This window comes from Paraburkholderia sp. RL18-101-BIB-B (assembly GCF_046026985.1).
Classification (GTDB): domain Bacteria; phylum Pseudomonadota; class Gammaproteobacteria; order Burkholderiales; family Burkholderiaceae; genus Paraburkholderia.
In genome coordinates this window covers 1-322 of record NZ_JARESV010000230.1, presented here as the reverse complement: position 1 = coordinate 322, position 322 = coordinate 1, and the positions used below count along the sequence as shown (strand labels likewise).

At 66.8% G+C, this 322-nt stretch carries 1 protein-coding gene; it reads left to right on the top strand.

Annotated elements, in window-relative coordinates; translation table 11 throughout:
* Window positions 1-322, top strand: a 322-nt coding sequence (locus tag P0D73_RS46865; RefSeq protein WP_408436578.1) for a malic enzyme-like NAD(P)-binding protein, incomplete at both ends; no start/stop codon positions are given.

Genomic DNA, 322 nt, shown 5'->3' with positions numbered 1-322 from the left:
CCCGACGCCGGAAATCCTGCCGGAACTGGCGCTGGAAGTGCGTCCGGACGCCGTGCTGTGCACCGGCCGCACCGACTACCCGAACCAGGTGAACAACGTGCTGGTGTTCCCGTTCCTGTTCCGCGGCGCGCTGGATGCGGGCGCGACGACGGTCACGCGGGAAATGGAAATCGCCGCGGTCAACGCGATCGCCGAACTGGCGCGCCAGGAGCAGAGCGACATCGTCGCGACGGCGTATGGCATTCAGGACCTCTCGTTCGGCCCGGAATACCTGATTCCGAAGCCGTTCGATCCGCGCCTGATCGTCAAGGTCGCGCCGGCT